A 17,205-nucleotide genomic window follows, 5' to 3' on the forward strand; every position below is an offset into this window, starting at 1 on the left:
CAGCGTGGCCATCGAGACGTCTCCCGCGGCCCCGGCCGCGCGCCAGGGCAGCCCCGTGCTGACCGTGCGCAACCTCGGCGTGGACTTCTACGTCGACAAGGCCTGGTACCCCGCGGCCGCGGACGTGAGCTACGACCTCCACTCCGGTGAGGTCCTCGCGATCGTCGGCGAGTCCGGCTCGGGCAAGTCCCAGTCGTCGCTCGCGCTGCTGGGCCTGCTCCCGCCGAACGGCCGCGCCAGCGGCTCGGCCAAGCTCGGCGACCGCGAGCTCATCGGCATGTCGCACGGCTCGCTGCGGCATGTCCGCGGCAAGGAGATCTCCATGATCTTCCAGGAGCCGATGACGGCGCTGAACCCCGTCTACACGGTGGGCTTCCAGATCGTGGAGACCATCCGGACGCACTTCAACGTCGGTCCCGCCGACGCGAAGAAGCGTGCGATCGAGCTCCTGCGGCTCGTCGAGATCCCCGAGCCCGAGCGCCGGTTCGACGCGTACCCGCACCAGCTCTCCGGCGGTCAGCGCCAGCGCGCGATGATCGCGCAGGCCCTCGCGTGCGACCCGAAGCTCCTCGTTGCCGACGAGCCCACCACGGCGCTCGACGTCACGGTCCAGGCGGAGATCCTCAAGCTCCTGCGCGACCTGCGCTACCGCGTCGACGCGGCGATCATCCTCATCACGCACGACATGGGCGTGGTCGCCGACATGGCGGACTCGATCATGGTCATGAAGGACGGCCAGGTCGTCGAGCGCGGCACGTCGGCCGAGATCTTCGGCAACCCGCAGCACCCGTACACGGTGCGCCTTCTCGAGGCCGTGCCGCACCTCGGCTCCAAGCGCGGCACGACGACCGCCACGGACCGCGTGCCGGCGGGCGCCCCGGTCCCGGAGCGGCCGCTCGTGCTCGACGCGCAGGACATGGTCATCGAGTACCCGGGCCGCGGCCGGCAGGCGGCGTTCCGGGCGGTCGACGAGGTCTCGCTCCAGATCCACCAGGGCGAGGTCGTCGGCCTGGTCGGCGAGTCCGGCTCCGGCAAGACGACGATCGGCCGCGCGGCCGTGGGTCTGCTGCCCGTCACGGGCGGCTCGCTGAAGATCGTCGGGACGGACATGGTGGGCGCCCGGCCCAAGGACCTCAAGCCGCTGCGCACCGAGGTCGGCATCGTCTTCCAGGACCCGGGGTCGTCGCTCAACCCGCGCCTGCCCATCGGCGAGTCGATCGGCGAGCCGCTCATGCTGCACAAGGGCGTCAAGGGCAAGGAGCTCAGCCGTGAGGTCGAGCGCCTGCTCGACCAGGTCGAGCTTCCCCGGGCGATGCGCAACCGCTACCCGCACGAGCTCTCCGGCGGTCAGCGCCAGCGCGTCGGCATCGCGCGGGCGCTCTCGCTCGAGCCGAAGCTGCTCGTCGCGGACGAGCCGACGTCGGCCCTCGACGTGTCGGTCCAGGCGAGGGTCCTCGACCTGTTCACCGACCTGCAGCGCGAGCACGGGTTCGCGTGCCTGTTCATCTCGCACGACCTCGCGGTCGTGGAGCTGCTGTCCGACCGCATCGCCGTGATGCACAAGGGCAAGCTCGTCGAGGTGGGCGACACGTCGCAGATCGTGCACGAGCCGAAGCACGCGTACACGCAGCGCCTGCTCGCCGCCGTCCCCGTCCCGGACCCGGCCGCGCAGCGCGAGCGCCGCGCCGCGCGCGACGCCCTCCTCGAGGCCGCCGCCCGCGACATCGCGAACGACGAGGTGTCCTCGCTGGCGGACGAGGAGCGCGCGCTCGCAGCGGCGCGCGAGGACGTGGACCACGAGCGCAGCGCCCCGCCCACCGCGGGCGCCGGCTTCTGACCGCACGCTCCACGGCTCGCTGAGCCCTCACGACGCCCCGGGGGCGGCCGCGCACGCGGCCGCCCCCGGGGCGTTCCCGCTGCCAGGACCGGCGCTGCTGCTGCCGGGGCGGGCGTTCCGGTTGCCGGGGCCCGCGCGTCCGACAAGCCTTGAGACCATGAACGCCCCGCACCACGAGACGCCCCGCGAGCCAGCACGTGACGAGGAGGCCGCGCCAGCGCCCGAAGGGGGAGGGGCCGACGCGCCCCGCGACGAGGGCGCCGCGACGACCGGCGCCGCGACGACCGGCGCCGCGACGACCGACGCCGCGACGGCCGACGCCGTGGCGACGGACGCCGTCGGGCCGGGCACCGGCTCCGCGCCGGTCGTGTCCTCGCACGATCCCGACGCCCCGCGGACGGGTCGGCCGGACCCGCGCGTCTTCTACCCGGCGGCGGGCATCATCCTGGTCTTCGTCCTGCTCACGGTGCTGTTCACGGACACCGTCACGTCCGTCATGGAGACCCTGCAGTCGGACGTGATCGGCGCCTTCGGGTGGTACTACGTCATCGTCGTCGCCGGCTTCGTGGTCTTCTCGCTGTGGATGGGTCTGAGCCGGTTCGGCGACATCGTGCTCGGCAAGGACGAGGAGACCCCGCTCTTCCGCCTGCCCGTGTGGTTCGCGATGCTGTTCGCCACCGGGATGGGTATCGGCCTCGTCTACTGGGGCGTCGCCGAGCCGCTCTCGCACTACGTGAACCCGAAGCCCGGCGTCGAGGGGAGCGACGCGTCGCTCGCGCAGGCCGCGATGGGGCAGAGCTACCTGCACTGGGGCATCCACGCGTGGGCGATCTACGTCGTCGCGGGCCTCGCGCTCGCGTACGCGATCCACCGCAAGGGCCGCCCCGTCTCGATCCGCTGGGCCCTCGAGCCGTTGTTCGGCGACCGCGTGAAGGGGCGCCTCGGCGACGTCATCGACGTCGTCGCGATCATCGGGACCGTCTTCGGCGTCGCGACGTCGCTCGGTTTCGGGGTCCTCCAGATCGCGGCCGGACTCGGGTACCTCGACGTCGTCGAACCGAGCACCGCGCTCGAGATCGGGCTCATCGCCGCGATCACGGCCCTCGCCACGCTCTCCGTCGTCTCGGGCCTGGGCAAGGGCATCAAGTGGCTGTCGAACGGCAACATGGTCCTCGCCGGCGTCGTGCTGGCGCTCGTGCTGGTTCTCGGCCCGACGCTGTTCCTCCTGCGCGAGTGGGTCCAGTCGCTCGGCTACTACCTGCAGAACGTCGTGCGCCTCACGTTCGACACCACCGCCTTCCAGGGCCAGGCCGGCCTCGAGTGGCAGTCGCAGTGGACGATCTTCTACTGGGGCTGGTGGATCTCCTGGGCCCCCTTCGTCGGGGTGTTCATCGCCCGGATCTCGCGCGGTCGCACGGTCCGCGAGTTCGTCCTCGGCACCCTCCTCGTCCCGACGATCGTCACGACGCTCTGGTTCTCCGTGTTCGGCGGGTCGGCGCTGTACCGCGAGCTCATGGAGCCCGGCAGCATGCTCGTCGACGGCGAGGTCGACACGGACACCGCGCTCTTCCAGCTGTTCGACGGCCTGCCTCTCGGGAACGTCCTCGCCGTGGTGGGGATCGTGCTCATCGTCGTCTTCTTCGTGACGTCGTCGGACTCCGGCTCGCTCGTCGTCGACATGCTCGCGAGCGGGGGTAACCCGAACCCGCCCACCTGGAGCCGCATCTTCTGGGCGGGTACTTCCGGCCTGCTGGCCATCGCGCTCCTGCTCGCGGGCGGTCTCCAGGCGCTGCAGACGGCGGCGATCCTCATCGCGCTGCCGTTCTCCGTGGTGATGATCGGGATGGCGGTGTCCACGGTGCGTGCGCTCCGGGTCGAGCACGCCGCGATCCTTCGCGCCGAGCGGCGCGCGGCGCGCGCCGCCCTCACCGAGCACGTGACGACGCGCGTCTCGGAGTCGATCTCCGAGCAGTGGGAGGAGCTCTACCCCGACCGCCCGGACCGGTGGCGCGCGCTCGTGCGTCGGCCGCGGCGCAAGACGCCCTCCGGAGGAGGCACCTCCTGAGGAGGCACCTCCGAACGGTGCACGACGGCGGGCATGGTGTCCCGAGCGCGGACCCGGTAGGATAGCCGGGCCCGGGTGACGGCCCGTGCTCCGTGATGCTGCGGCGGGCCGAGCCCGCCGTCGTGCGCGCTGAGGTGGCCGGCCGTCGTCGCCCCTCGTACCCCACGAAATGAGAACCGTAGATGTCTGTGCGCTCCGACCTGCGCAACGTGGCGATCGTCGCCCACGTCGACCACGGCAAGACCACGCTCGTCGACGCGATGCTGCGCCAGTCCGGCGCCTTCTCCGCGCACCAGCACGTGGACGAGCGCGTCATGGACTCCGGTGACCTCGAGCGCGAGAAGGGCATCACCATCCTCGCGAAGAACACCGCGGTGCGGTACGCCGGCCCGGCGGCCGCCGCGGTGGGCGAGCCCGACGGCATCACGATCAACGTCATCGACACCCCGGGCCACGCCGACTTCGGTGGCGAGGTCGAGCGCGGCCTGTCCATGGTCGACGGCGTCGTGCTGCTCGTGGACGCGAGCGAGGGCCCGCTCCCGCAGACCCGGTTCGTGCTCCGCAAGGCGCTCGCCGCGAAGCTCCCGGTGATCATCGTCGTCAACAAGGTCGACCGACCCGACTCGCGCATCACCGAGGTCGTCGCCGAGGCGACCGACCTGCTGCTGGGCCTCGCGTCCGACCTCGCGGACGAGGTGCCCGACCTCGACCTCGACGCGATCCTCGACGTCCCGGTCGTCTACGCGTCTGCGAAGGCCGGCCGCGCCTCGCTCGACCAGCCGCTGGACGGTCAGCTCCCCTCGAACGAGGACCTCGAGCCGCTCTTCACGACGATCCTCGAGAAGATCCCCGCCCCGACGTACGACGAGGGCGCGCCGCTCCAGGCGCACGTGACCAACCTCGACGCGTCGCCGTTCCTCGGTCGCCTCGCGCTCCTGCGCATCTTCAACGGCGAGCTGCGCAAGGGCCAGGTCGTCGCGTGGGCGCGCCACGACGGCACGCTCCAGAGCGTGAAGATCACCGAGCTGCTGGAGACGAAGGCGCTCGACCGCGTCCCCACGGACAAGGCCCGGCCCGGCGACATCGTCGCGGTCGCGGGCATCGCCGACATCACGATCGGCGAGACGCTCACCGACCCCGACGAACCGCGCCCGCTGCCGCTCATCACCGTCGACGACCCGGCCATCTCGATGACCATCGGCATCAACACCTCGCCGCTCGCGGGCAAGGGCGGCAAGGGCCACAAGGTCACGGCCCGCCAGGTCAAGGACCGCCTCGACGCCGAGCTCGTGGGCAACGTGTCGCTGCGCGTGCTCCCGACCGACCGCCCCGACGCGTGGGAGGTCCAGGGCCGCGGCGAGCTCGCGCTGGCGATCCTCGTCGAGCAGATGCGCCGCGAGGGCTTCGAGCTCACGGTCGGCAAGCCGCAGGTCGTCACGCGCACGATCGACGGCAAGACGCACGAGCCGATGGAGCGCATGACCATCGACGTCCCCGAGGAGTACCTCGGCGCGGTCACCCAGCTCCTCGCCCAGCGCAAGGGCCGCATGGAGACCATGTCGAACCACGGCACGGGCTGGATCCGCATGGAGTTCATGGTCCCGGCGCGTGGCCTCATCGGGTTCCGCACGCGGTTCCTCACCGAGACGCGCGGCACCGGCATCGCGTCGTCGATCTCCGAGGGCTACGAGCCGTGGGCCGGCGCGATCGAGACCCGCACCACGGGCTCGCTCGTCGCCGACCGCGCGGGCAAGGTGACGCCGTTCGCGATGATCAACCTCCAGGAGCGCGGCTCGTTCTTCGTCGATCCCACGCAGGAGGTGTACGAGGGCATGATCGTCGGCGAGAACTCGCGCAACGAGGACATGGACGTGAACATCACCAAGGAGAAGAAGCTCACGAACATGCGGTCCTCGACGGCCGACAACTTCGAGAACCTCGTCCCGCCGCGCCACCTCACGCTCGAGGAGTCGCTGGAGTTCGCGCGCGAGGACGAGTGCGTCGAGGTCACGCCCGAGGTCGTCCGCATCCGCAAGGTCGTCCTCGACCAGACCGAGCGCGCCCGCGCGGTCTCGCGCGCGAAGCGCGCCTGACGCCACCCCCGGGGTGACCGTCCCGCAGAGCCCGCAGGCCGCCGTCGTGCCCGACGGCGGCCTGCTGGCCGTCCATGCCCATCCCGACGACGAGACCCTGGCGACGGGCGCGCTGCTCGCGACCTGGGCCCGCGCGGGCGAGCCGGTCACCGTCGTGACGTGCACGCGGGGCGAGCGGGGCGAGGTGATCGACACCCCTGCGCACCCGACGGGCGTCGGGCACCTCGAGGGCGACGGGCCCGCGCTCGCGGCGTTCCGCGAGACCGAGCTCGCCCGCGCGCTCGCCGCGCTGGGTGTGCGGGACCACGTCTTCCTCGACACCGTCACGAGCCCGGTCGAGCCGTCCGACGGCGGCGCGCCCGCGCGGTTCGAGGACTCGGGCATGGCCTGGGTCGCGCCGGGCGTGGCCGGCGGGGTCGCGACCGAGCAGCTCCCGCCGCGCGCGTTCGTCGGCGTCCCGCTCGACGAGGCCGCCGCCCGCCTGGCGGCGGTGGTCCGGGACCGGCGTCCCGCCGTCGTGGCGACGTACGAGGCGGGCGGCGGCTACGGCCACCCCGACCACGTCCGGGCCCACGACGTCACGGTCCGCGCGCTCGAGCTCCTCGCCGCGGACGGCGAGCCGCTGCCCGCGCTGTGGCAGGTCGTCGCCCCCGAGACCACGGTGCGCGCGGCACGCCGCGCGCTCGCCGAGCACCCCGGCGCGCTCGAGCTGCTCGCGGCCGACGCGCGGCTCACGCTCCCGGACCCGGACGAGGCGCTGCCCCCGCTCGCGCGTCCCGACGCGTCGCTGCCCGCGCTCGTGAGCGTGCCGGTGGGGCCCGTGCTCGACGACGTGCTCGGCGCGATGCGCGCGCACGCGACACAGGTCCAGCACGTGACGGCCGCCGCGGGGGGCGAGCCGGTGCTGCTCGGGTGGTACGCCCTGAGCAACGACGTGCTGGCGCCCGTCCCTTCACACGAGTTCTACGCTCCCTCCGGCCCTGCTCTCCCGGGCGACCAGGTCCCGCCCGGACCCACGCGTTAGCCTGGGGCCCGTGGAGACCGGTACGGGGCGGCTCGTGGGCCGCGGGGTGGCGTGCGCGCTCGTGGGCGCGCTCGTCGGGCTCGTCGGCACGGTCGCGCACCGGGCGCACCTCCTGGGCGTCGACCTCCCGGGCGGGGCCGGGCTCGGCATCGTGCTCGCCCTGCTCACCGTCCTCGCGGCGGCCACCCTGGCCCGCGCCTGGGGCGGGATGGCGGGTCTCCTGGGCTTCGGCATCGGGTGGGTCGTCGTCGTGCAGCTCCTCTCGCTCGAGGGGCCGGGAGGCGACGTGCTCGTCCCGAGCGAGCCCGTCGGGTACGTCTGGATCTACGGCGGCATGCTCGTGGTCGCCGCGGCGGCCTTCCTGCCCCGGTCGTGGTTCAGCGACCGCCCGGTCCGCACGGCCCAGCACGGGCGTCCCACCAGGCACGACGGACCCGAGAACCCCCTCGCGTCCCGCTAGTATTCGCCGTGCGGATCCCCGCACACCCCTCGTCGTCGCGCGGACCGCCGCGCGCCTTTCGTCACGGAGACAGTGGATGGGTCAGCCGACCGACCGAGACGCCGATCTCGACTCCCCTCAGGACGCCGTGCCGGAGCCCGCCGAGACGGTCGAGCCCGCGGCTCCCGAGACGGCGTCCGGCCTCGACGCGCAGCGTACCGACGCTACCGGCGACGTCGCCCCGGGCGCTCCCACGCCGACGGACGAGCCCACGAGCGCGCCGACGGACGAGCCGACGAGCGCGCCGACGGACACCGCCCCGGACGGTCCCGCCCCCGCCGCGCCTGCGGACCCCGGTCCCGCGGGTGCCGGCCCGGCCGAGCCTGGCTCCGCACCCGGAGCGACCCCGGCGGACGACGCGCCGACGTCCGTGGAGCCGTCGGCGGTCGACGCGCCGGCCACCGGCGCAGCCACCGCCGACGCGTCCGCGGCTGGCTCTCCCGCCGCGGAGCGCCGCCCGGAGGTCGCCTCCTCGGAGCCGGTCGCCGCTGCGGAGCCGCTCGTGCCCTCGGAGCCTGTCGCGGTCCCCGAGCAGACGGCCGCGGCCCCCGAGCAGACGGCCGCGCAGCGCACCGCCGCCTCGGAGCAGCGCTCCGCGGTGCCGGACGACGCTAGCCCGGCACCCGCCGCGTCGTCAGACGCTGTGGATGCGAGCCCGGCCACCCACGCGGCGCCCGCAGCCGCGGCAGACGAGGCGCCCACCGAGACCCAGGTGACGACCGGCACGGACGCGCACGCCGGCGCTCCGGTGAGCGCCGCCGTGGAGCCCGACGCCCAGGGCACCCCGGTCGAGCGCGGTCCCGACGCGTCCGTCGCGGAGTCGCCCGGCGCGGACGCGTCCGCGCTGGGCGGGTCGACGGCCGACCCGACCGAGGCGAGCGGCGAGCTGACGTCGACCACCCCCGACGCGCCGGTCGCCGGCGCTGCCGCAAGCCCGGCCCCTGTCGGCCACGCGGACGGCGGCACCACGGCCGAGAGCAGCCCGCGGACGGTGGGCACTCCCGGCGGCAGCGGTGCGGACGAGGCCGACGAGGAGCCGTACGTCCCGCGCGTGTTCGCGTTCGACCCGGACGTCCCGGCGGTGCTCGTCCCCGCCCCGGGTGCCCAGGACGACACCCCGGCCGCCCCCACCACAGGCACCGCCGACCAGGAGGCCCCGGCACCCGTCGCCCACACCTCGGTCGCCCCGGACACCACGCCCTCGGACGACACGGCCTCGGACGACACGGCCTCCGTCGCGACGGCCGCGGACGCCTCGTCCGCGAGCAGCGCGACATCGGACGACGCGACGTCGGCCGACCGGTCGGCCGCCGCGACCGGGGGAGACCCGGCCGACGAGCGCGCGGCCGAGCGGACCGCCGTCGTGCCCGTGGTGCCGACGCCGGCGGACGGCCCGGCTCGTCCCGCGGGCGAGGGGAGCGACGCCGCGCCCGACGCGACGCAGGTGATCCCGCCCGTCGACCCGTGGTCGCGGCCCGCGCCCGTCGTGCGCACGTCGATCCTGTCGCCCGCGTCCCCCGACGAGCCGGCGAGCCCGGCGCCGGACGCCGCCGGCGCGACCGCTCCGACGGAGGCCACCGCAGGGGCCCCGGCCGAGAGTTCCGGTGCGACGGCCCCGGCGACTGCCGCGGGGACCGCCGCACCCAGCGCGTTCACGCCGGTCCCGCCCGACGACTCGCGCGAGGCCTCGCCCTTCGAGGGCTTCGACGAGGACGGGCCGCGGCGCGGCTGGGCCCGCGGGCTGCTGTGGACGGGGATCGCCGTCCTGGTCCTGGGCGGCCTGTACACCGGCGCCCAGTGGTTCTACTCCGACAAGGTCCCGAGCGGGACGAGCGTCGCCGGCGTCGACGTCGGTGGCCTGTCCCGGACGGCGGCCGAGGACCGGCTCGAGTCGGAGCTCGGGCCGCGCGCGGCCGAGCCGATCACGCTCGCGGCGGGCGAAGCGAGCACGACGCTCGACCCGGCGACGGCGGGCCTGACCTTCGACGCCGCGGGGACGGCCGAGGAGCTCACGTCGTTCTCGATGAACCCGGCGCGCCTGTGGCAGCACCTGTTCGGCGGCAAGGACGCGGAGCCCCTGGTCACGGTCGACGACGCGGCCCTCGACGCCCAGGTCGAGGCGCTGCGCGGCAGCCTGGAGATCGAGCCCGTGGACGGGGCCGTGCAGTTCGTCGACGGCGCGCCCACGAGCACGCCGGCCGCGGACGGCTCGGCGCTCGTCACGGACGAGGTGCCCGCGACCATCACGGAGAGCTGGCTCGTCACCGACGGGCCGGTCGAGCTGCCCACCGAGCCCGTCGAGCCCACGATCACGCAGGACGAGACGGACGCCGCGCTCGCCCTGGCGGAGAAGGTCGTGTCCGCGCCCGTCGTCGTCTCCGTCGGCGGCCAGTCGCCGGAGCTGCCCCCCGAGGCGCTCGCCGCTGCCGCCTCCTTCGCGGCGACGGACGGCGTCCTCACGCTGACCTTCGACGGCCCGGCGCTCGTGCAGTCCGTGGTCGACCGGACGAACGACCTGCTCACCGCGGCCGACGACGCGCACTTCGTCTTCCGGGACGGCGCGCCGGTGATCGAGGGCGGCCAGCCCGGCACGACGATCGACCCGGCGGCCATCGCGACGGCCGTCACGACGGCCGCCTCGGGCGACGAGCGCACGGCGACGGTCGAGCTCGTCGAGTCGGACCCGGAGCAGTCGGTCGCGGCGCTCGAGGCGCTGGGGATCAAGGAGAAGGTGTCGGAGTTCTCGACGCCCGTCCCCAACGTCCCCATCCGCACCGCGAACCTGAAGCGCGGGGCGGAGAAGGTGAACGGGACGCTCGTCAAGCCGGGGGAGACCTTCTCGCTCGTCGACACGCTCTCGCCCATCACGCTCGAGGGCGGCTACTACGCGGCCGGCATAGTCGAGAGCGGGCGCCACACGGAGGGCGTCGGCGGCGGCCTGTCGCAGATGGCCACGACCACGTACAACGCGGGCTTCTTCGCAGGGCTCGAGGACGTCGAGCACCGCCCGCACAGCTACTGGTTCGAGCGCTACCCCGCGGGCCGCGAGGCGACGATCTTCGTGGGCTCGATCGACATGAAGTTCAAGAACGACACCCCGTACGGCGTCCTCATGCAGTCCTGGGTCGGCGGCGGACAGCTGCACGTCGCGGTCTGGAGCACCAAGTACTACGACGTCGAGACGTCGTCGAGCGGCAAGTCGAACGTGGTCCAGCCGACGACCGTCACGCACTCGGGCGCCGACTGCGCCCCGACGCCCGCGGGCAGCCCCGGCTTCTCCATCACGAACTACCGCAAGGTCTACCGCGAGGGCGAGCTCGTCAAGGACGAGTCCTACCGGTGGACCTACAAGCCGGACAACGCGGTCGTCTGCGAGTAGACCCGGTCCACCCACGAACCACGGAGGTCCCATGCTCGGACGCAGCGAACGGGAGTCGGGAGCGCAGGCGCTGCTCGCGGCCACGGCGGCGGGATGGGTCGACGGCGACCCGACGGAGGCGCTGCTCGACCTCGGGTCGACGACGGCGACGCTGTCGACCGTCGCGAGCATCGACGCGCTGGCCGCCGTCGTGCACCTGGGCCACCCGGCACAGCCGTCGCACGAGCTCGAGCGCGCGCTGCTCGCGGCGCCGCCGTCGCTCGTGCTGACCGGCGCGTCGGCGGTGCCGTCGCAGTGGGTCTGGGTCGGCCGGTCGACGGCGGCCCGCGACCTGACGGGGCACGTGGTGGTCGACGAGGCGGGCATGCGCGACCGGCGCCACGTGCTGCGCACGATGGGCGTCAGCCCGTCGCTCGTCCCGACCCGCACCACGCTGGAGGAGCGGGTCGCGCTCGCCGGCGCCGACGGCAGCCTCGTCGTGGAGCGCTCGGTGGCCCACGGGCCGCTCGCCGCGCTCGGCTATGCCGAGCTCCCGGGGAGCGAGCTCCTCGGCGAGGGCGCGCCCGTCTGGTACGGGCTGCTGGAGAGCCGCGACGCGGCGCCGCGGGCGGAGGGCGTCGCCCAGGTGTGGCTCGCGTTCGGGCCCCGGGACGACCACCGCGGCTCGCTCCAGGAGACGCTCGCGCTCGTCGCCGCGGCCGGGATCGACCTGCAGCACCTGCGCAGCCACCGCTCGCAGGCGGGCCCGCACATCTTCTTCTGCGCGTTCTCGTGCCCCGACGCGACGACGCTCGACGCCCTCGTCACGGGGTTCGGGGAGCGGGGCGTCGCGCACCGGGTGCTCGCGGTCCTGCCCGGGCAGGAGTTCGTGCCCGGCCCGGACGCGCTCGAGCCGCGCTGGGCGACCGCCCCCGACCCCGTCCACGCGTGAGCGTCGGGTACCTCGGCCCCGAGGGGTCGTTCACCCACCAGGCGGCGGCCGCGTGGTCGGCCGAGCACGGCCCGGTGGGTGCCGGGCTCGCGGCCCGCGAGACCGTCGCGGACGTCTTCGCGGGCGTGGCCGCGGGCGAGCACGAGCGGGGCGTCGTCGCGATCGAGAACACGGTCGAGGGGTACGTCGTGCCCTCGCTCGACGCGATCGTCGGGAGCGCGAGCGTCGTCGCGGTCGACGAGGTCGTGCTCGACATCTCGTTCGACGCGTTCGCGCGCCCGGGCCACGGCGACCTCACCGAGGTCACGGCGCACCCGCACGGCCTCGCGCAGTGCCAGGGCTTCGTGCGCCGGACGGGCCTCGTCCCGGTCGCGGCGTCGTCGAACGCCGCGGCGTGCCGCGACGCCGGGCCGCACCAGGTCGCCCTCGGCCCGACGATCTGCGGTGAGCTCTACGGCCTGGAGACGGTCGAGCGCGCGGTCGAGGACTTCGCGGGCGCGCGCACGCGGTTCCTCGTGCTGGCACCGCGTGCGGAGGCCGCCGCGGCGCTCGGCCGCGCGCGCAGCAGCGGCGAGACGACGTGGCGCACGATGCTCGCGGTCACGCCCGTCGTCACGGGCCCCGGGGTGCTCGCCCGCATCACGCAATCCTTCGGCGCACGGCGCGTCAACCTGTCGAGCCTCATCACCCGACCGCTCAAGGCCGTCGCGGGCACCTACGCGTTCGTCCTCGTGGTCGACGGCGCGCCCTGGGACGCGCCGGTGCGTGCGGTCCTGGAGGACCTCGTCCGGGCCGGGGACGCGCTCAAGACGCTCGGGGTCGTCCCGGCGCGCGGCGAGCTCGACGAGTCGGCGCGGGCCGACGTCGACGCCGCGCACGTGCCGGTCGGGAGCGTCGACGCGTCGACCGGCGCGGCGGGCCTCGCGACGGGGCTGCTGTGGTGACCGCCGCGGGCGCCGCGCCGGAGCCGGGCGCGCCCCGCGCGGCGGTCCGGGTCGGCGTCGTCGGCCTCGGTCTCGTCGGGGGCTCGGTCGCCCGGCTCCTGCACGACCGCGGCGTCGAGGTGACCGGCTACGACGCCACGGCGACCACGCGCGCGGCGGCGCGCGCCGCCGGCCTGCGCGTGGTCGGCGACGTCGCGGAGGTCTGCGCCGACGAGCCGGACGTCCTCGTGCTCGCCGTGCCGCTGCGCGCCATGCGGGCGGTGGCGGCCGACGTCGCCCGGCACGTGCGGGGCGCGACGGTCGTGACGGACGTCGGGAGCGTCAAGGGCGCGGTGCGCGACGCCGTCCGGTCCGCCGGGCTCGACGCCCGGTACGTCGGGGCGCACCCCATGGCCGGGACCGAGCACTCGGGCTTCGAGGCGTCGGACCCCGCGATGCTCGCGGGCGCGCGCTGGGCCCTGACGGTGGACGCGACCACGCGACCGGACGCGTTCACGACCGTGCTGCGGCTCGTCACGGGTCCGCTCGGCGGCACGGTGCACGTGCTCACCGACGACGTCCACGACGAGTCCACCGCGCTGGTCAGCCACGTCCCGCACGTCCTGGCCACCGAGCTCCTGGGCGTCGTCGCCGACGCGCCCGTGCGCGACGTCGCGCTGGGTCTCGCCGCGGGCAGCTTCCGCGACGCGACGCGCGTGGGGCGCACCGACCCGCGCCGGACGGAGGCCATGGTCACGGACAACGCCGCGTGGGTCGCGTCCGCGCTGCGCGTCGTCGTGCGCGACCTCGAGCAGCTCGTGCGCGCGCTGGAGACCAACGCGCCCGTGGGCGAGTTCTTCGACCGGCCCGACCCGGTGCGCGCCGCCACGGGCGGCACCGGCGAGCCCGTGCGCGTCGACCTCGACGACGCGGGCACCTGGCGCGAGACGCTCACCGCCGCGGGGGCCCGCGGCGCCGCCGTCGTGGACGTCGAGGACCGGGCGGTCGTCGTCGCCTGAGGTGCGACCGCGGTCCCGGCGTCGCCCGGGGCGGGTCACGTCGTCGCCGGGCCCCGTCGCGAGGCCCCGTCGACCGGTCGTCCGTCGGGCCCGGTCGTCAGTCCGGGCGCGACGCGGGCCGTCGCGGTGGCCGCGGCGGGACCGGCTTGCCGGCCACGATCGCGTCGAGCGGCACGGAGACCAGGGGAGGGGCGTCGTCGCGCGGGCCGTGGCCGCGGTGCGGCGGGGCGCTGCCGCCCGCGTCCTCGCGCAGCACGAGCGTGGTCGCGGTGGTCTCCACGACCACCCCGATCACGTCGGTGAGGGGCTTGCCCGCGACGGCCGCGTCGTCGGGCGAGAGCCTGCGGCGGACGACGACCCGCGTCCCCGGCGCCCACCTCGTCCAGGGCGAGTCGGGCACGCGGCGGCTCCTCGGGTCGTGTGACGTTCGTCCACGGGCTGGTCAGAGAGGGTCGGGCACCGCCCGACCTGAGCGATACTAGTCGTGCATGTCCCTGTCATGACCTCGCCCCTCGCCGGGCCGGGTCCGGACGAACCCAGAAAGGTACTCGGTCGTGACTTACGTGATCGCCCAGCCGTGCGTGGACGTCAAGGACAAGGCGTGCATCGAGGAATGTCCTGTCGACTGCATCTACGAGGGCAAGCGGTCGCTCTACATCCACCCGGACGAGTGCGTCGACTGCGGCGCGTGCGAGCCGGTCTGCCCCGTCGAGGCGATCTACTACGAGGACGACGTGCCGACGGAGTGGAGCGACTACTACCGCGCCAACGTCGAGTTCTTCGACGACCTCGGCTCGCCCGGCGGTGCCGCGAAGATGGGTCTCATCGAGAAGGACGACCCGATGATCGCCGCCCTGCCGCCGCAGGCCTGAGCCCTCGGCGCCGGCGCTCGTGGGACTCGCCGACCTCTCCGGTCTCGCCTATCCCTGGGACACGCTGACCCCGTACGCGGAGCGCGCGCGAGCGCACCCCCGCGGCGTGGTCGACCTCTCCATCGGCACGCCGGTGGACCCGACCCCCGCCGTGGTGCGCGACGCGCTCGCCGCCGCGTCCGACGCGCACGGCTACCCGACGACGCACGGGACGCCCGCACTGCGCGAGGCGGTCTCCGCGTGGTTCGCCCGCCGTCGCGGCGTCCCCGGCCTCGACCCCGACGCCGTGCTCCCCACCGTCGGGAGCAAGGAGCTCGTCGGGCTGCTGCCCTCGCTCCTGCGGCTCGGGCCGGGCGACGTCGTCGTGCACCCGCGGACGGCGTACCCCACCTACGACGTCGGCGCGCGCCTCGCGGGCGCGACGCCCCTCGCGACGGACGACGTCGACGCGTGGGCCGGGCGCGACGACGTGCGCCTGGTCTGGGTCAACTCGCCGAGCAACCCGACGGGCCGGGTGCTCGATGCCGCGCACCTCGCGCGCGTCGTCGCCGCGGCCCGCGAGATCGGTGCGGTCGTCGCGAGCGACGAGTGCTACGCGGAGCTCGCGTGGACCGAGCCCTTCACGACGACCGGTGTCCCGAGCCTGCTCGACCCGGCGGTGTGCGGCGGGTCGCACGACGGCCTGCTCGTCACCTACTCGCTCTCCAAGCAGTCGAGCATGGCGGGCTACCGCGCGGCGTTCGTGGCCGGGGACGCGGCGCTCGTCGCGGACCTGCTCGCGACGCGCAAGCACCTCGGCATGATCGTCCCCGCGCCGGTCCAGGCCGCGATGGTCGCGGCCCTGTCCGACGACGCGCACGTCGCCGCGCAGCGGGACGTCTACGCACGCCGCCGCGAGGTGCTCGTCGACGCCCTCACCGGCGCGGGCCTCGTGGTCGACCACTCCGAGGCGGGCCTCTACCTGTGGACGCGGCCCGCCGACGAGGCGGCCGGCGACTGCTGGCTGACGGTCTCCGCCCTCGCGGACCGGGGCATCCTCGTCGGGCCCGGGGCGTTCTACGGGACGGAGGGCGCGGGGCACGTGCGCGTCGCCCTCACCGCGACCGACGAGCGGGTCCACGAGGCCGCGGCTCGACTCTCCGGAGGCCTCCCGCTGGCGTGACCTGGATCACAGCGGGTGTGGTGTTCTCGTGACGGTTCCTGATTGGTCACGTGCGGGTGGGGCGGGGTACGGTCGACCGCGCGGCAACGGCGCGAGCAGCAGCAGGAAGGGAACCATGACCACCACTCAGCAGGCGAAGGTCCGCCTCCTCGTCGACGACCAGGCGCAGGACCTGCCCGTGGTCGCGGCGACCGAGGGCAACGACGGCATCGTCGTGTCCTCCTTGCTCAAGTCGACCGGCCTCGTGACCGTCGACCCCGGCTTCATGAACACCGCGTCGTGCGAGTCGAGCATCACGTACATCGACGGCGAGGCCGGCATCCTCCGGTACCGCGGCTACCCGATCGAGCAGCTCGCCGAGCGGTCGAGCTTCCTCGAGGTCGCGTACCTCCTCATCCACGGCGAGCTTCCCGACGCCGCGACGCTCGACGCCTTCGTGGAGCGCGTCAACCGGCACACGCTCGTGCACGAGGACTTCCGCACGTTCATGGGCACGTTCCCGCGCAACGCGCACCCCATGGCGGTGCTGTCGTCCGCGATCAACGCGCTGTCCACGTTCTACCCCGAGTCCCTCGACCCGTTCGACGACGAGACGGTCGAGCTCGCGACGGTCCTGCTCCTCGCGAAGTCGCGCACCATCACGTCGTACCTGCACCGCCGCCGCGTCGGCGAGCCGCTGCTCTACCCGGACTACTCGCGCGGGTACGTCGACGACTTCCTGCGCATGACGTTCGCGACGCCGTACCAGCAGTACGAGGCCGACCCGGTCGTGGTCGACGCGCTCGACAAGCTGCTCATCCTGCACGCCGACCACGAGCAGAACTGCTCGACCTCCACGGTCCGCGTCGTCGGGTCCTCGCACGCGAACCTCTACGCGTCCGTCGCGGCCGGGGTCAACGCGCTCTCGGGCCCGCTGCACGGCGGCGCGAACGAGTCGGTGCTCACCATGCTCGACAAGATCGCGGGCGCGGAGTACGACGTCGACACCTTCATGAAGAAGGTGAAGAACAAGGAGGACGGCGTCCGCCTCATGGGCTTCGGCCACCGGGTCTACAAGAACTACGACCCGCGCGCGGCGATCGTCAAGAAGTCGGCCGACGCCGTGCTCTCCACCCTCGGCAAGAAGGACCAGCTCCTCGACATCGCCATGGGCCTCGAGGAGATCGCGCTCAACGACGACTACTTCATCGAGCGCAAGCTCTACCCCAACGTGGACTTCTACACGGGCCTCATCTACAAGGCCATGGGCTTCTCGCCCGCCATGTTCACGCCGCTCTTCGCGCTGGGCCGCATGCCCGGCTGGATCGCGCAGTGGCGCGAGATGATGAAGGACCCGCAGACCAAGATCGGCCGCCCGCGCCAGGTCTACGTCGGCGAGACCGAGCGCGACTACGTCGCCGT

13 protein-coding genes are annotated in these 17,205 nt (G+C 74.2%); 12 read left to right on the forward strand and 1 reads right to left on the reverse strand.

Translation table 11 applies throughout. The annotated features are described in order from the left end of the window. Window positions 1-4: 4 nt before the first annotated feature. From ACPCUX_RS16280 to ACPCUX_RS16320, 9 genes are all read left to right on the forward strand, one after another. A complete protein-coding gene (locus ACPCUX_RS16280; RefSeq protein WP_034651454.1) occupies window positions 5-1,837 on the forward strand; it encodes an ABC transporter ATP-binding protein in 1,833 nt (610 codons plus the stop codon). A 157-nt stretch (window positions 1,838-1,994) separates the two neighbouring features. Further along, window positions 1,995-3,902 carry a BCCT family transporter gene (locus ACPCUX_RS16285; RefSeq protein WP_423389171.1) on the forward strand — a complete coding sequence of 636 codons (1,908 nt, stop codon included), beginning with the start codon at window positions 1,995-1,997 and terminating at the stop codon, window positions 3,900-3,902. Between the two features lie 182 nt (window positions 3,903-4,084). After that, window positions 4,085-5,995: a translational GTPase TypA gene (typA, locus tag ACPCUX_RS16290; protein WP_423389172.1), complete on the forward strand. Its 1,911-nt coding sequence runs from the start codon at window positions 4,085-4,087 to the stop codon at window positions 5,993-5,995. 13 nt (window positions 5,996-6,008) lie between these two features. Beyond that, on the forward strand, window positions 6,009-7,019 hold the full coding sequence (locus tag ACPCUX_RS16295) for a PIG-L family deacetylase (protein ID WP_423389173.1): 1,011 nt from the start codon (window positions 6,009-6,011) through the stop codon (window positions 7,017-7,019). Between the two features lie 10 nt (window positions 7,020-7,029). After that, window positions 7,030-7,479, forward strand: coding sequence for a hypothetical protein (locus tag ACPCUX_RS16300; protein WP_185981318.1), 450 nt, complete (start codon window positions 7,030-7,032; stop codon window positions 7,477-7,479). 76 nt (window positions 7,480-7,555) lie between these two features. Continuing rightward, a complete protein-coding gene (locus tag ACPCUX_RS16305) occupies window positions 7,556-10,897 on the forward strand; it encodes a VanW family protein (RefSeq protein WP_423389174.1) in 3,342 nt (1,113 codons plus the stop codon). Between the two features lie 31 nt (window positions 10,898-10,928). Then, on the forward strand, window positions 10,929-11,828 hold the full coding sequence (locus ACPCUX_RS16310) for a hypothetical protein (RefSeq protein ID WP_086151501.1): 900 nt from the start codon (window positions 10,929-10,931) through the stop codon (window positions 11,826-11,828). Further along, entirely contained in the window at window positions 11,825-12,772 is a 948-nt protein-coding gene (locus ACPCUX_RS16315; protein WP_253705820.1) for a prephenate dehydratase, read from the forward strand. Before ACPCUX_RS16310 ends, ACPCUX_RS16315 begins: the two co-directional genes overlap by 4 nt. Continuing rightward, complete coding sequence (locus ACPCUX_RS16320) at window positions 12,769-13,770, forward strand: prephenate dehydrogenase (protein ID WP_423389175.1); 1,002 nt, start codon at window positions 12,769-12,771, stop codon at window positions 13,768-13,770. Before ACPCUX_RS16315 ends, ACPCUX_RS16320 begins: the two co-directional genes overlap by 4 nt. A gap of 97 nt (window positions 13,771-13,867) precedes the next feature. Here ACPCUX_RS16320 and ACPCUX_RS16325 read toward each other — a convergent pair whose 3' ends face one another. Then, window positions 13,868-14,170, reverse strand: coding sequence for a hypothetical protein (locus ACPCUX_RS16325; RefSeq protein ID WP_423389176.1), 303 nt, complete (start codon window positions 14,168-14,170; stop codon window positions 13,868-13,870). 154 nt (window positions 14,171-14,324) lie between these two features. Here ACPCUX_RS16325 and fdxA point away from each other — a divergent pair, with 154 nt between their 5' ends. The 3 genes from fdxA to ACPCUX_RS16340 all read left to right on the forward strand — a co-directional run. Next, on the forward strand, window positions 14,325-14,642 hold the full coding sequence (gene fdxA / locus ACPCUX_RS16330; RefSeq protein WP_024841122.1) for a ferredoxin: 318 nt from the start codon (window positions 14,325-14,327) through the stop codon (window positions 14,640-14,642). 19 nt (window positions 14,643-14,661) lie between these two features. Further along, on the forward strand, window positions 14,662-15,804 hold the full coding sequence (gene dapC, locus ACPCUX_RS16335; protein WP_423389177.1) for a succinyldiaminopimelate transaminase: 1,143 nt from the start codon (window positions 14,662-14,664) through the stop codon (window positions 15,802-15,804). A 115-nt stretch (window positions 15,805-15,919) separates the two neighbouring features. Then, a partial coding sequence (locus ACPCUX_RS16340; protein WP_423389178.1) for a citrate synthase occupies window positions 15,920-17,205 on the forward strand: 1,286 nt, incomplete at its 3' end.

Source organism: Cellulosimicrobium sp. AB352 (assembly GCF_049538415.1).
Taxonomy (GTDB): Bacteria; Actinomycetota; Actinomycetes; order Actinomycetales; family Cellulomonadaceae; genus Cellulosimicrobium; species Cellulosimicrobium funkei.

Bases quoted from the DNA above. Each gene is read 5' to 3' on its own strand.
- ACPCUX_RS16305 (WP_423389174.1), top strand. From the start codon at position 7,556: ATGGGTCAGCCGACCGACCGAGACGCCGATCTCGACTCCCCTCAGGAC.
- ACPCUX_RS16310 (WP_086151501.1), top strand. From the start codon at position 10,929: ATGCTCGGACGCAGCGAACGGGAGTCGGGAGCGCAGGCGCTGCTCGCG.
- typA (WP_423389172.1), top strand. From the start codon at position 4,085: ATGTCTGTGCGCTCCGACCTGCGCAACGTGGCGATCGTCGCCCACGTC.
- ACPCUX_RS16285 (WP_423389171.1), top strand. From the start codon at position 1,995: ATGAACGCCCCGCACCACGAGACGCCCCGCGAGCCAGCACGTGACGAG.